This window comes from Sphingomonas sp. BL-S-28 (genome assembly GCF_055521515.1).
The window spans coordinates 1,892,953-1,905,773 of record NZ_CM145484.1 but is presented as its reverse complement, the minus strand read 5'-3'; the positions used below and the strand labels follow the sequence as shown (position 1 = coordinate 1,905,773).

Sequence of the window (12,821 nt, the reverse complement as noted above, 5' to 3'; positions counted from 1 at the left end):
GATGCGCCTTTTGCCCAAACGGGAATGGAAATCCAAGCCGGAAAGCGATAGGGGCGCGCAATGTCCGACGATAACTCCCCGAAGAGCTACTCTTACGAGCAGGCCGGCGTCTCGATCGCCGCAGGAAACGCACTGGTGAAGGCCATCGGCCCGCTGGCGAAATCCACCGCACGCCCCGGCGCCGACGCCGAACTGGGTGGCTTCGGTGGATTCTTCGATCCGCGCGCTGCCGGCTATAAAGACCCGCTGCTGGTCGCCGCGAACGACGGCGTGGGCACCAAGGTCAAGCTGGCGATCGATCACGACCGCCACGACCATATCGGCATCGACCTTGTCGCCATGTGCGTGAACGACCTTATCGTCCAGGGCGCTGAACCCCTGTTCTTCCTTGATTATTTCGCCACCGGAAAGCTTGAGAACGGCGTGGCCGAGCGCGTGGTCGCCGGTATCGCCGAAGGCTGCAAGATGTCGGGCTGCGCCCTCATCGGCGGCGAAACTGCCGAAATGCCGGGCATGTATGCCGCCGGCGATTACGATCTTGCCGGCTTCTGCGTCGGCGCCGTGGAACGCGGCGAACAGCTGACCGGCGACAAGGTGGCCGATGGCGACGTGCTGCTGGGCCTCGCGTCCTCCGGCGTGCATTCCAACGGCTATTCGCTGGTTCGCCGTCTGGCCGAAGACAAGGGCTGGAAGCTGGACCGCCCCGCCCTGTTCGATTCGGACGTGCTGCTGATCGACGCGCTGATCGCGCCCACGCGCATCTATGTGAAGAGCCTGCTGCCCTTCATCCGCGCCGGTCGTATCAATGCGCTTGCCCACATCACCGGCGGCGGCCTGCTTGAAAACATCCCGCGCGTTCTCCCCAAGGGCCTGCATGCCCGCATCGACGTTGGCGCCTGGCCGCAACCGCGCCTAATGGCGTTCCTGCAGGCGCAGGGCAATATCGAGCCGGGCGAGATGGCCCGCACCTTCAACTGCGGCATCGGCATGGTTCTGGCAGTCTCGCCGGACGAAGTCGCTTCGCTGAAGGCCGAACTGGAAGCCGCCGGCGAAACCGTCTTCGTGATCGGCGTGATCGAAGAAGGCGACAAGGGCTGCACCGTTCAGGGCAAGGCCGAGGAATGGTCCGCCCGCGAAGACTGGGAAGCCATCCACCTTGCCTGACAAGGCAAAGATCGCGGTCCTCATTTCGGGCAGCGGCACCAACATGGCCGCGCTGCTCTATGCCAGCCGGCTGGACGGCTGCCCGTATGAGATCGTCCTCGTCGCCAGCAACAAGCCGGACGCGTCGGGCCTGGCGCTCGCCGCGACCGAGGGCGTGGCGACCTTCGCGCTCAGCCACAAGGGGCTGAGCCGCGAGGAACACGACGCGGCGATGGATGTGGCGATTCGCGAATCGGGGGCGCAATGGGTGGCGCTGGCCGGCTATATGCGCATCCTCACCGACACCTTCGTTGAGAAGTGGAACGGGCGGATGGTCAACATCCACCCTTCCCTGCTGCCCAAGTACACCGGCCTGCAGACCCACCAGCGGGCCATCGACGCGGGCGACAGCCATGGCGGCGTGACCGTCCACCTCGTCATCCCCGAACTCGACGAAGGCCCGATCCTCGGCCAGCTTCCGGTCGCCATCGTACCCGGCGACACTGCCGAGACGCTGGCCGCGCGCGTGCTGATCGCCGAGCACCAGCTCTATTCGCGCTGCCTGGCCGATCTCGTCTCGCGTGAGGCTTCGCCCGAGTGGCTGCTGGAGCGCGTGCGCGAACGCGCCATGGCGCTGCCGGAAGCGGATGAGATTTCCAGCCACGGCATGCCTTGTTTCGGCATCGTGAAGGGCAAGAAGTTCGCCTACTTCACGTCCGACCATCACGGCGACGGTCGCACCGCGCTGCTGGTGAAGATCAGCGGCCCGGACGAGCAGGCCATGCTGATCGAGCAGGACGAAGACCGCTATTTCCGCCCCGCCTACTTCGGCGACGGCTGGATCGGCATTCGTCTGGACCTTGGCGAGAACGACTGGGACGCGATTGCGGACTGGCTCTCACGCTCATGGCGCGCAGTGGCGCCGAAGAAGCTGACTGCGCTGCTGGATGTGGCGGATCAGTTTTGAGAGAGCGCCGATAACCCGGCGCCAAATTCCCCACCCTCACCCATCAACATAACTCCCGTCCTCCCCGCGAAGGCGGGGATCCCGCTTTTCGTCGCGCGCGTGGAGAAAAGGAAGCGGGGCCCCCGCCTTCGCGGGGGCGACGAAATGTAATGGGTTCGGCGGGCGTGTGCCGGCCACCCAACCTGGCAGCCCCAACACCCCAAACTGCCGCTTGAATCAGGCCCCGACCGCCCTCGCGTCACGGATCATCCGGCCGATCTGGTCGAGCAGGGTCAGACGCTCCTTCTTGAGGTCCTCCAGCCGCGCGTCGGAGGCGACTTCCAGTTGCTCCTCGATCCGGTTTATCTTCCCGTTCACCTCGCCGTAGCGATCGACAAGCGCCGCAAAATGGCCGCGCGTGGCCTTGAGGTGGTGCAGGACTTCGATGTCCTCGGGAAATTCCTCGGCGAGTTCGTGGGGCTTGTAGGTCATCGGCTCTCCTCTGTGCTCGATCGAGCTTCGATTTTAGCCCCTCACCCTCCTCGCGCCTTGCGCGAGATCAAGCGCAAGGCGGGAAATTTCAGATCTGCGAGTAATCCACTTGCGGCCGGCTTTCACGGGTGCCGAGATAGCGCTTGTCTGGCTCACGCGGGTCGCCCGCGATCAGGACGTGATCGTCGTGGACCTCCACCAGAGTGCCGACAAAGGGAAAGCCCTCAAGGCTGCCGTTGACGCGGTAGCTGACGGTATCGCCCACCTTGAAGCTGGCCGCGTCGAAATTGAATTCGAAGGGGCAGGCTTCGCCCGTTTCACCCATGCCTTGCATTTTTCTCTCCTCTTGGCGGGGAAAGTAACCCAGATGCCGGTTGCCCCAAACCGAAAACAGCGCCGCTCAGCCGATTTCCTCGATCTTGCAGGTCTTCTGCGTGCCGCCGGGCAGCGTCAGCATAGCGTCCTCCCCCTTGGTGAAGAGGCTGGCCTTGCCGGCGTAGTTCTGCCCTTCGTAAAGCGCGCCCGATGCACTGACGACATGGGCAAGCCCCACCCCCTGATCCTTCCACGCCAGCCAGACCGCGCCGGGATCGGTGTTCACGAAAGTGACGGAGACGCCGAAGTCCTGACCGTTGCAGGCCAGCGCCAGCGGGCCTTTCGACACCCCCTTGGCATCGTCCGCACGGGCATCGGCATAGCCTTCACGCAGTTCGTGAATGCGCATGGCATATTGATTGCGCACGCAGGCGGGCTTGTCGTCGGCCTTCCAGCAATCGTCGCGCCCCTTGATCCAGCCGCGCTGGGTCGCCTGAAGCTGCGACTTGTTCCTGGCATTGATGTGCGGGCCGGTGAGGGCAAGATCGTAGAGCCGCATCAGTTCGCGGTCCATCGCCGCCAGTTCGGGCGTGGTGCAGATCAGCTTCTGCGTATCGCCATCCGCCTTCGCACAATCGAAGCTGGGCGTTGCCACCGCGACGGGCGCCGCGTCAGTGGCCGCGACAGTTTCGGTGACGAACTCGGTGGCCGTATCCTCTACCTCAGGACTCGCGGACGGACTGGGTTCTGCACCGCCCCCGCCCGAACAGGCTGCGAGGAACAGGAGTATGCTCGGTCCGGCCAATTGCTTCATCGCCTGCCTCCAGTCGCATGAGACGGAAGAACAATTACCAGCGAAACCGAACAGATAAAAACAAAAAGGCCGCCCAAACGGACGGCCCTTTCATTAGGCTTGTTTGATCCGACTTACGTCGGATCGCGGCACCGGCCCTCTCCCCCACCCGACCACCCGACGATAGTACCTTATGGGTGGTCGGGTGGGGGAGAGGGCCGGTGCCGCTTAACGAATGCGCTTTCGCGCATTCGTCAAACAATTGCTTCAGCCGACGATTTCTTCGGGCTTGAAGAAGTAGGCGATTTCGATCGCCGCGTTCTCGTCCGAGTCCGAACCGTGGACCGAGTTGGCTTCGATCGATTCGGCGAAGGTCTTGCGGATGGTGCCTTCAGCGGCGTCGGCCGGGTTGGTGGCGCCCATCACGTCGCGGTTGGTCTTCACGGCGTCTTCGCCTTCGAGAACCTGCACGACCACCGGGCCCGAGATCATGAACGACACCAGATCGTTGAAGAAGGGGCGTTCCTTGTGGACGGCGTAGAAGCCTTCAGCCTGCTCCTGCGAGAGCTGGATGCGCTTCGAAGCGACGACGCGCAGGCCGGCTTCTTCAAGCAGCTTGGTCACGCCGCCGGTCAGGTTGCGGCGGGTCGCGTCGGGCTTGATGATCGAGAAGGTGCGGGTAAACGCCATGGTAGGTTCCTTGCGAGAGGGGTTTTGAATTGTTGCGCGGGCCCGTAGCCGGGAACGCGCCGCTCCGCAAGAATTAGGCGCTGTAATGATGAACCCTCAGAGGGGGAAAATCATCCGGCCTGAACCCATCTCCCGCCATCCTGCTTCCAGTAATAGTGCTCCACGCCCTCACGTTCGCGCAGCGCACGCCACGTATCGCGCGCGTGCTGGAGGGTGGACTGGTCGAACAGGAAGAAGGTGCGCGCGAAAGGCTCCGCGCCCTCGCGCCACTGGCCATCGGCAATGGCCATGAACTTCGCACCGTTGGCAGGTTCCGGCGCGTCGGAAATGAGGATCGGCTGGCGATCCTCTCCGTTCTCGCCCGCGAAACCGTTGGCGAGGAAACTTTCGGGGCCTGTGGACCAGAGCGCCTGACAGATGCGCTGCCGCTGGCCAAGGTCGGCGGAGACGACGAGCAGACGCTCGCCATTCCCCGCCACCTTTCCGGCGATCAGCGCCAAAGCGCTTTCGGCAGGGTCGCGACTGAGCTGATAGAAATCGACGCGCATGTCGCGGCCCTGCCCGTTTTACTTATGCTTCAAGGTTGTCGCGCACGAAGCGGTCGAGCAGGCGCACGCCGAAGCCCGAAGCCCCCTTATCCCAGGTCGCGCCCGGCTTGTCGGTCCACACGGTGCCGGCAATGTCGAGGTGTGCCCAGGGAGTGTCGTTCTCGATGAAGCGCAGCAGGAATTGCGCCGCGGTGATCGATCCGCCGAAACGCGGGCCGACGTTCTTGATGTCCGCGATCGGGCTGTCGATCATCTTGTCGTAGTTCGGGCCCATCGGCATGCGCCACAGGCGATCGCCCGAGGTGTCGCCGGCGGCGGTGAGCTGCGCGGCAAGGTCGTCGTTGTTCGAGAACAGACCCGCATATTCGTGCGCCAGCGACAGGATGATCGCGCCGGTCAGCGTGGCAAGGTCCACCACCTTGGCGGGCTTGTACTCACGCTGCACCCAGGTCAGCGCGTCGCACAGCACCAGACGGCCTTCGGCGTCGGTGTTGATGACTTCGATGGTCTGGCCCGAGAGCGAGGTGACGACGTCACCGGGGCGCTGGGCATTGCCGTCGGGCATGTTTTCCACAAGGCCGCAGACGCCGACCACGTTGGCCTTCGCCTTGCGCAGTGCGAGGGCGAGCATGGTGCCGGCCACCGCGCCGGCGCCGCCCATGTCCCACTTCATGTCTTCCATGCCGGCCGCCGGCTTGATCGAGATGCCGCCGGTGTCGAACGTCACGCCCTTGCCCACGAAGGCAACCGGGGCTTCGCCGGCATTGCCGCCCAGCCATTCCAGCACCAGCAGGCGCGCCGGACGCGCAGAGCCCTGCGCCACGCCCAGCAGCGAGCCCATGCCGAGATCGGCCATTTCCTTCTCGTCCAGCACGCGAACCTTCAGGCCGCTGCCGGCCATCTTAGCCTCGCAGCGCGCGACGAACGATTCCGGATAGATCGCGTTGGCCGGCTCGGTCACCAGTTCACGGGTGAAGGACACGCCCTCGACGATGGCCTGTTCCACAGCCCAGGCCGCCTCGGTGCCTTCCGGCGCGCCGATCACGGCGATGTCGACCAGGCTGGGCTTCGCGTCATCGGCCAGCTTGGTGCGATAGGTGTCGAGACGCCATGCGCGCAGCACTGCGCCGAGGAGAGCGCCAGCCGCTTCGTCGGCCGAAAGGCCGGCGCCGGTCAGGTCCAGCGTCACGGCGGTTTCGCCCGAGGTCAGGTACTTGGCGACAATGCCCGCGCCCGCACGCTCGACAGCGCCCTTGCGGTCCTTACCATCGGCAGCACCGATCCCGGCCAGCGCCACGCGCACGATCTTGCCGTCACGCTCTACGAAGCCCTCGAACACCTGTCCGGCCTTGCCGGTAAAGCGCGAGGCTTTCGCGCCTTCCGCCAGCACCGCTTCCAGATCGGCGGGAATCGCGTCCTGATTCACGAAGCGGGCGACCAGACGCGCCGAGGGGGCGGCAGCGGCGTCAAGGAACTGGATATTCATGGGATCTCCTGAATTCTCGTGGGCGAGCGACGGACTTGTGCGCTTCGCCGCAACAGCGGATTGCAGTTAGGCACAGGCGGTGCGATAGGCAAGCCATGCTCCCGGCCGCTCAGACCCTGCTGCATGTCCGCAAATTGCGCTTGCTTTCCCTCCCGCTGCCCCTGCTGGCCGTGGGAATTGCTTCCATTTCATTGCCTTGCGCTGCATCGGCACAGGACCTGACCCGTCCGGTTGACCCCACACCGATCCAGGGCGCGCCGCCGGCACCTCCTGCAGAAACTGCGGAAGAAGTGCCCGTCGCGTTCGAGGCCGACACTGTCGAGTACGATCAGAACGGCGAAACGGTTACCGCCAAGGGCAATGTCGTGCTGCGCAAGGACAAGCAATCCGTGCGCGCCGATACCGTCACCTGGAATCGCAACACCGGCCAGATCGTCGGCACCGGCAATGTCCGTCTGGTCGATCAGAACGGCAACCAGCTCTATACCGAACAGGTCGAACTGACGGACGAGCTGAAGACCGGCGCGATGGAAAACCTTCTGCTGGTGCTGCGCGAAGGCGCGCGACTGGCGGCGAACAAGGGTGAGCGGCTGGCCAACGGCGATGTCGTGCTGCACCACGCCGCCTACACCGGCTGCGCGGTGTCCGACGACAGCGGATGCCCCAAGAGCCCGACCTGGAGCGTGCTGGCCAAGACGGTGGTCTACAGCGAGGAAAAGAGCCTCGTCCGCTTTTCCGACGCACGGCTGGAACTCTTCGGCAAAGTGCAGATCCCGCTGCTGGGTCTGACGGTGAGCACCAATGGCGGCGCGGTATCGGGCTTCCTGGTGCCGGATATCAAATCGAGCCCGTCCAACGGCATCGAAGTCGCCCAGTCGTACTATTGGAAGATCGCCCCCAACCGCGACCTTACCGGCACACTGCACGTCTTCACCAAGTCGGCGCCGATGGCGTCTTTCGAGTATCGCGCGCTTACCGACAAGGGCGCATATCAGATCACCGGCTATGCCACCTCGTCCAACCGCATCTCGCTGGACGATACCAATCCCGATCCCAACCGCGAACGCGCGTTTCGCGGCTATATCTTCGCCAACGGCAAGTTCCAGCTCGACCCGAACTGGAGCATCACCGCCTCCATCCGCCGCGCGACGGATCGCACGTTCCTGCGCCGCTATGACATCAGCCGCGACGATCGCCTGCGCTCCAGCGTGGAGATCGAGCGGATCGATCAGGACAGCTATTTCTCCTTCGCCGGATATACCACGCAGACCATGCGGTCCGGGCAGGATCAGGGCCTGATGCCCGTCGCGATCCCGGTGATCGACTATCGCCGCCGCATCGACGATCCGCTGCTGGGCGGCAAGTTCGAGATTCAGGCGAACACCATGGGCATCACCCGCAAGGAAGGGCAGGATACGCAGCGCGCCTTCGCCAGCGCCCAGTGGTCGCTGCGCAAGATCACCAGCATGGGCCAGGAACTGGTGCTGACCGGCCTGCTGCGCGGCGACGTCTATCATTCCGACGAGAACGACACGACCACCACCCTGCTCTACCGCGGCGAATCGGGCTGGCAGGGCCGCGCAATCGCGCTGGCCGCAGCCGATGTGAAATGGCCGCTGGTCGGCCAGGTCTTCGGCGGTACGCAGGTCCTCACCCCGCGCGTCCAGCTGGTCGCCACGCCGCATATCCGCAACCTTGAAATCCCGAACGAGGATTCGCGCGCGATCGAACTGGAGGATACCAACCTCTTCTCGCTCAACCGCTTCCCCGGCTATGACCGGTTCGAGGATGGCGTGCGCTTCACGTACGGGTTCGACTGGACGTTCGAACGCCCGCGCTGGCGCGTGAAGAGCACGCTGGGCCAGTCGATCCGGCTCAGCAACGAAGAACAGATCCTACCCGACGGCACCGGCCTTGCCGACAAGACTTCTGACTATGTCGGCCGGACCGAAGTGCGCTACCGCAACTTCGTCAGCGTGATCCACCGCTTCCGGCTGGACAAGGACAGCCTGGCCTTCCGCCGCAACGAATTCGACCTTTCGCTGGGCGGCAACCAGACCTATTTCGAAATGGGTTACGCCAAGCTGGACCGCAACATCTCGAACATGATCGAGGATCTTCAGGATCGCGAGGAAGTGCGCGCCGCCGGCCGCGTGGCCTTTGCGAACTACTGGTCGATGTTCGGTTCGGCGGTGGTCAACCTGACCGACAAGAGCGAGGATCCCACCAACGGGTCGGACGGTTTCCAGCCGCTGCGCACGCGCCTTGGCTTTGCTTACGAGGACGATTGCCTCGAAATCTCGCTGACCTGGCGCCGCGACTACGTATCCAACGGCGACGCGCGCAAGGGCAATTCCTTCCAGCTTCACTTCGCCCTCAAGAACATCGGGGTTCACTGAGGCAAGCCTTCTTGACATCGACAGGCACATCAATTGGTTGACCGGCACGCGTCCGGGGCGTTGGCAGGCCTTGCCAAAGCCGCTATCGGACGCACTCAGTTTCGGTTAAGCCGCAGGCCGACATAGGCCGGAAAACGTGCGCGAGGTGTTTTGCACCCGCGTCCGGGGACCGGGAATGACCGGTCGCAGACGGGATAGAGAACACGGTGACAGCAATCCAAGGTAGCAGGTTCAAGCGCGCGGCACGCAATTGCGCGATCGCCGGTGGCGCAATCGCGTCCGCCCTCTCCCCGCTCGCGACGTCTACGGTCGCGCTTGCACAGGCCGGCGCGCCGGCCGATGCCCCGGTGGCGTCTTCCACGTCCGAACAGGGCGACATCGTCATCCCGGACGACGTCAAGATCTTCGGCAACGACAACCCGAACCTGCGCCGCGCGACGGCCGTGGTTAACGGCGACATCATCACCGGTACCGACGTCGACCAGCGCCTGGCGCTGATCCTGGCCGCCAACCAGGGCAAGATCGACGAGGAAGAGAAGAAGCGTCTGCGTCTGCAGGTGCTACGCAACCTGATCGACGAAACCCTGCAGATCCAGGGCGCCAAGGCTGCCGACGTGACGGTGGACGACGCGGAAGTCGACCAGACTTATGCGCGCGTTGCCTCGCAGAACTTCGGCCAGGATACCAAGGCCATGGACGGCTACCTGAAGCGCGTCGGGTCTTCGCCCGAATCGCTGAAGCGCCAGATCCGCGGTGAGCTTTCGTGGCAGCGCCTGCTGCAGCGTAACGTCCAGCCGTTCATCAACGTCTCCGACGACGAAGTGAACGAAATGCTGGAACGCATGAAGGCCGCCAAGGGTACCGACGAATACCGGCTGGGCGAGATCTATCTGTCCTCGACCCCGGAATCGTCGCAGCAGGTCTACCAGAACGCGATGCAGATCGTGCAGCAGCTCAAGCAGGGCGGCAGCTTCGTCGCCTATGCCCGCCAGTACTCGCAGGCGTCCACCGCCGCGGTCGGCGGCGACCTTGGCTGGATTCGCCTTGGCCAGCTGCCCGCCGAACTGGCCACTGCCGCGCGCGACATGCAGCCCGGCCAGCTGGTCGGCCCGGTGGAAGTGCCCGGCGGCTACGACATCATCTACCTGATCGACAAGCGCCAGGTGCTGACCGCCGATCCGCGCGACGCGGTGCTTTCGCTGAAGCAGATCTCGATGAACTTCCCCAAGGGCATCAGCGAGGCCGACGCCAACAGCCGCGCCGAAGCCTTCGCCAAGAGCATCGCCACCGCCAAGGGCTGTGGTGATGTGGACAAGGTTGCGACCGGCATCGGCGCGCAGGTCGTCACCAACGATCAGGTGAAGGCGCGCGATTTGCCCGGCCCCATCCAGACCTCGATCCTCAACCTCTCGCCCGGCGAGACGCTGCCGCCGTTCGGTTCGCTGACCGAGGGCGTGCGCATCCTGATGCTCTGCGGCCGCGACGATCCGCAGGTCGATTCGGGGCCCAGCTTCGAACAGCTGCAGGCCCAGATCGAGGACGACCGCGTCAACAAGCGTGCGCAGATGTACCTGCGCGATCTGCGGCGTGACGCGATCATCGAATACAACTGATCGCTGCGTGGGCGGCACCGAAGTCACGCCTGCGGCGCCGCTTGCCGTTTCGCTGGGCGATCCCGCCGGGATCGCCCCCGAACTGATCGCGGAAAGCTGGGCCCGCCGGGACGAGGCGGCGCTCACGCCGTTCTTCGTGGTGGGCGGCAGCCGGGTACTGGCCGCCGCCGCCCGCACGCGGGGTATCGACCTGCCGGTGATCCGCATTGCCGATCCGGCCGAAGCCCACGAAGCTTTTGCGCGCGGACTGCCGGTATTGGGCGATGCGGACGCACCCGCCGATTTCGGCCGACCTTCGCGCGAAGGCGCCGAACTGGCACTCCATTCGCTCTCTCAGGCCGCCGCGCTGGCGGTTTCGGGTGCGGCGGGCGCCATCGTCACCGGCCCCATCGCCAAGTCCAGGTTGGCCGAAGTGGGCTTCACCCAGCCCGGCCAGACCGAATTCTGCGCCGATGCCTGCGGTGTGGCACATGACGATGCGGTGATGATGCTGGCCGGGCCGAACCTGCGCACGGTGCCACTAACCGTCCACGTGGCGCTGACTCAGGTGCCAAGGCTGCTTACCCGCGACCTGATCGAACGCAAGGCGCGGATCGTTGCCCGCGCGCTGGCGCGGGACTTCGGCCTTTCGCCCGCCCGCATCGCGATCACCGGCCTCAACCCCCACGCCGGCGAAGACGGCCGCATGGGGCGCGAGGAAATCGACACGATCATCCCCGCCATCGCCGCGCTTGCCGCAGAGGGCCTTGCCGTCACCGGCCCTCATCCCGCCGACGCACTGTTCGCCGCGCATGAGCGCAGCCGCTTCGACGTGGCGCTCTGCATGTATCACGATCAGGCGCTGATCCCGATCAAGACGCTGGATTTCGACGCCGGCGTCAACGTCACGCTCGGCCTGCCGATCGTACGCACATCGCCCGATCACGGCACGGCGTTCGCCATCGCCAGCAAGAACGTGGCCAGCGCGGGCGCGATGATCGCGGCGCTGCGCATGGCCGGCGAATGCGCCGCGCGGCGGCTCTCCACGGAATTGACTGCATGACCACCCTTCCCCCCTTGCGCGAAGTGATCGCGAAGCACGGGCTTTCGGCCAGCAAGGCGCTGGGCCAGAACTTCCTGTTCGACGAACAACTGCTGGACCGCATCGCCGCGATCCCCGGCAGCCTCGACGGCGCGAACGTGCTGGAAGTGGGCCCCGGCCCCGGCGGCCTGACCCGCGCATTGCTGCGCGCCGGCGCGAACGTTACCGCGATCGAGATGGACCGCCGCTGCCTGCCCGCGCTGGCCGAACTGGAAGCCGCCTTCCCCGGCAAGCTGAAGGTGATCGAGGGCGACGCCATGAAGATCGACCCGGCGACACTGTTCGACGGGCCATACCACATCGCCTCCAACCTGCCCTATAACGTCGGCACCGCGCTGTTCACCGGCTGGCTCTCGGGCGCGGCCTGGCCCCCGCAATGGCTATCGCTGACGCTGATGTTCCAGGAGGAAGTGGCTCGCCGCATCGTGGCCGATCCCGATACCTCCGCCTATGGCCGTCTGGCCGTGCTGGCGCAGTGGCGTTCGAAAGCGAAGCTGGCGCTGAAAGTGCACCGCAGCGCCTTCACCCCGCCGCCCAAGGTCATGTCCGCCATCATTCATGTGGTGCCGGGCGACGCGCCCGAAGGCGTGTCCATGCGCGTGCTGGAACGGGTGACGGAAGCCGCCTTCGGCCAGCGCCGCAAGATGCTGCGTCAGAGCCTGAAGGGCGTGCCCGGCGCGCTGGATGCGCTGGAACGGTTGGGCATCGATGCCCAGCGCCGCGCGGAGACGCTGTCGGTTTCCGAATTCGTCAGCGTGGCGCGCGAACTGTCCTGACGCGCATATTGTTTAAATTCAGGGCCTTAGGTCAGCCGGCCATGCCGGCGAGGTGGAGAACCCATGCCGTGCCGCATGTCAGGATCGCCAAAATAACCGCTGCCTGAAACAGGCGCGCCTGTATCGGACCGTCCGAGGCAAGTGCCACCGCCAATGTGCGGCGACGTTCGAAAGCGATCTCCGTCGCAGGCGGCAGAACAAGCGGGACCACGTCGCCCGCCAGCAGGGCGATGACGTTGATCGGCTCGGCCAACCCGATGCCGCAGCGCCGGCCGATCCGCCAACGCACCCAGCCGACCAGCGACTGACGGCCCACCATGATCTCCACGATTTCGCCCCGTGCCGGCGGTGCGCTCATCGATACGCGCAGCGCACGTGTACTGGCCGCCAGCACCTGCGCATCGCCGCCACTCGCAGACCCCCGCACACGCAGCCGCACAGACATGCGCGCGTGCTCCCCCGCGAGAATCTTCTGCTCCTTCATGGAATACGGCCCCCGGCACTCGTCACCCGGGGACCATATCCGCCAAGCTTCAAAA

The 12,821-nt window shown here is 65.1% G+C and carries 13 protein-coding genes; 6 read left to right on the top strand and 7 right to left on the bottom strand.

From position 1 onward, the window contains the following. The first annotated feature begins 60 nt into the window (after window positions 1–60). On the top strand, window positions 61–1,164 hold the full coding sequence (gene purM, locus ACZ1JC_RS17770) for a phosphoribosylformylglycinamidine cyclo-ligase (protein ID WP_465135615.1): 1,104 nt from the start codon (window positions 61–63) through the stop codon (window positions 1,162–1,164). After that, window positions 1,157–2,110, top strand: coding sequence for a phosphoribosylglycinamide formyltransferase (gene purN / locus ACZ1JC_RS17765; protein ID WP_465148393.1), 954 nt, complete (start codon window positions 1,157–1,159; stop codon window positions 2,108–2,110). Before purM ends, purN begins: the two co-directional genes overlap by 8 nt. Before the next feature lie 216 nt (window positions 2,111–2,326). Here the strand turns inward: purN and ACZ1JC_RS17760 are convergent, their stop codons facing one another. The 6 genes from ACZ1JC_RS17760 to ACZ1JC_RS17735 form a co-directional block, all read right to left on the bottom strand. Next, window positions 2,327–2,581 carry a YdcH family protein gene (locus ACZ1JC_RS17760; protein WP_465135616.1) on the bottom strand — a complete coding sequence of 85 codons (255 nt, stop codon included), beginning with the start codon at window positions 2,579–2,581 and terminating at the stop codon, window positions 2,327–2,329. 88 nt (window positions 2,582–2,669) lie between these two features. After that, window positions 2,670–2,915 (bottom strand): hypothetical protein, encoded by a 246-nt coding sequence (locus ACZ1JC_RS17755; RefSeq protein ID WP_465135617.1) that lies wholly within the window; start codon window positions 2,913–2,915, stop codon window positions 2,670–2,672. Window positions 2,916–2,981: 66 nt separating this feature from the next. Then, window positions 2,982–3,710, bottom strand: a complete 729-nt coding sequence (locus tag ACZ1JC_RS17750; protein ID WP_465135618.1) for an MliC family protein — start codon at window positions 3,708–3,710, stop codon at window positions 2,982–2,984. A 246-nt stretch (window positions 3,711–3,956) separates the two neighbouring features. Next, the gene (gene ndk, locus ACZ1JC_RS17745) at window positions 3,957–4,379 is read right to left on the bottom strand and encodes a nucleoside-diphosphate kinase (RefSeq protein ID WP_465135619.1); all 423 of its coding nucleotides are present in this window, start codon (window positions 4,377–4,379) and stop codon (window positions 3,957–3,959) included. Window positions 4,380–4,489: 110 nt separating this feature from the next. Beyond that, entirely contained in the window at window positions 4,490–4,927 is a 438-nt protein-coding gene (locus ACZ1JC_RS17740) for a DNA polymerase III subunit chi (RefSeq protein ID WP_465135620.1), read from the bottom strand. A 22-nt stretch (window positions 4,928–4,949) separates the two neighbouring features. Then, entirely contained in the window at window positions 4,950–6,413 is a 1,464-nt protein-coding gene (locus ACZ1JC_RS17735; RefSeq protein ID WP_465135621.1) for a leucyl aminopeptidase, read from the bottom strand. Window positions 6,414–6,508: 95 nt separating this feature from the next. Between ACZ1JC_RS17735 and ACZ1JC_RS17730 the strand changes: the two genes are divergently transcribed. The 4 genes from ACZ1JC_RS17730 to rsmA all read left to right on the top strand — a co-directional run bounded on the left by ACZ1JC_RS17730 (window position 6,509) and on the right by rsmA (window position 12,282). Further along, window positions 6,509–8,812, top strand: coding sequence for an LPS-assembly protein LptD (locus ACZ1JC_RS17730; RefSeq protein ID WP_465135622.1), 2,304 nt, complete (start codon window positions 6,509–6,511; stop codon window positions 8,810–8,812). A gap of 215 nt (window positions 8,813–9,027) precedes the next feature. Beyond that, window positions 9,028–10,425, top strand: a complete 1,398-nt coding sequence (locus ACZ1JC_RS17725) for a peptidylprolyl isomerase (protein WP_465138559.1) — start codon at window positions 9,028–9,030, stop codon at window positions 10,423–10,425. Beyond that, window positions 10,400–11,467, top strand: a complete 1,068-nt coding sequence (pdxA, locus tag ACZ1JC_RS17720) for a 4-hydroxythreonine-4-phosphate dehydrogenase PdxA (protein WP_465169085.1) — start codon at window positions 10,400–10,402, stop codon at window positions 11,465–11,467. Before ACZ1JC_RS17725 ends, pdxA begins: the two co-directional genes overlap by 26 nt. Then, window positions 11,464–12,282 (top strand): 16S rRNA (adenine(1518)-N(6)/adenine(1519)-N(6))-dimethyltransferase RsmA, encoded by an 819-nt coding sequence (gene rsmA, locus ACZ1JC_RS17715; protein ID WP_465135624.1) that lies wholly within the window; start codon window positions 11,464–11,466, stop codon window positions 12,280–12,282. Before pdxA ends, rsmA begins: the two co-directional genes overlap by 4 nt. Before the next feature lie 31 nt (window positions 12,283–12,313). Here the strand turns inward: rsmA and ACZ1JC_RS17710 are convergent, their stop codons facing one another. Next, window positions 12,314–12,727 carry a hypothetical protein gene (locus ACZ1JC_RS17710; protein WP_465135625.1) on the bottom strand — a complete coding sequence of 138 codons (414 nt, stop codon included), beginning with the start codon at window positions 12,725–12,727 and terminating at the stop codon, window positions 12,314–12,316. Window positions 12,728–12,821 lie beyond the last annotated feature (94 nt).

Coding starts and splice junctions, on each gene's coding strand:
- purM (WP_465135615.1), top strand. CDS start 61: ATGTCCGACGATAACTCCCCGAAGAGCTACTCTTACGAGCAGGCCGGC.
- ACZ1JC_RS17760 (WP_465135616.1), bottom strand. CDS start 2,581: ATGACCTACAAGCCCCACGAACTCGCCGAGGAATTTCCCGAGGACATC.
- ACZ1JC_RS17755 (WP_465135617.1), bottom strand. CDS start 2,915: ATGCAAGGCATGGGTGAAACGGGCGAAGCCTGCCCCTTCGAATTCAAT.
- ACZ1JC_RS17750 (WP_465135618.1), bottom strand. CDS start 3,710: ATGAAGCAATTGGCCGGACCGAGCATACTCCTGTTCCTCGCAGCCTGT.
- ndk (WP_465135619.1), bottom strand. CDS start 4,379: ATGGCGTTTACCCGCACCTTCTCGATCATCAAGCCCGACGCGACCCGC.
- ACZ1JC_RS17740 (WP_465135620.1), bottom strand. CDS start 4,927: ATGCGCGTCGATTTCTATCAGCTCAGTCGCGACCCTGCCGAAAGCGCT.
- ACZ1JC_RS17735 (WP_465135621.1), bottom strand. CDS start 6,413: ATGAATATCCAGTTCCTTGACGCCGCTGCCGCCCCCTCGGCGCGTCTG.
- ACZ1JC_RS17730 (WP_465135622.1), top strand. CDS start 6,509: ATGCTCCCGGCCGCTCAGACCCTGCTGCATGTCCGCAAATTGCGCTTG.
- rsmA (WP_465135624.1), top strand. CDS start 11,464: ATGACCACCCTTCCCCCCTTGCGCGAAGTGATCGCGAAGCACGGGCTT.
- ACZ1JC_RS17710 (WP_465135625.1), bottom strand. CDS start 12,727: ATGTCTGTGCGGCTGCGTGTGCGGGGGTCTGCGAGTGGCGGCGATGCG.